At 69.5% G+C, this 279-nt stretch carries 1 protein-coding gene; it reads left to right on the top strand.

Going from position 1 to position 279, the window contains the following annotated elements; translation table 11 throughout:
• Window positions 1-279 (top strand): immunoglobulin-like domain-containing protein (locus tag AAEY83_RS14395; protein ID WP_351059909.1); only part of this gene is annotated, 279 nt, incomplete at both ends.

Genomic DNA, 279 nt, shown 5'->3' with positions numbered 1-279 from the left:
CCACCGCTGGCCGCGTCGATCCGACCATTGGCTTTCCGACGGCGGGCATCAATTCTGCCGGCCAAGTCGCGCAGGACACCACCGGCGGCCTGACCACCGACACCACCACCAACGCGCTGCGCGACTCGACCCTGAGCCTCAGCGCCACGCCGACCATCACCGAAGCCGGCGGCGTGCTGGTGTACACCGCGACCCTGACCCAGGCGCCGCTGACCGACCTGACCATCACCCTGTCCAATGGCGCAGTAATCGTCATCCCGGCCGGCGCCACCACCGGCA

Origin of the sequence: Psychrobacter sp. TB20-MNA-CIBAN-0197 (genome assembly GCF_040309765.1) — a bacterium.
Taxonomy (GTDB): domain Bacteria; phylum Pseudomonadota; class Gammaproteobacteria; order Pseudomonadales; family Moraxellaceae; genus Psychrobacter; species Psychrobacter submarinus.
Note: the sequence above shows the minus strand (reverse complement) of the source record. Positions and strands in the feature narration are given on the sequence as shown.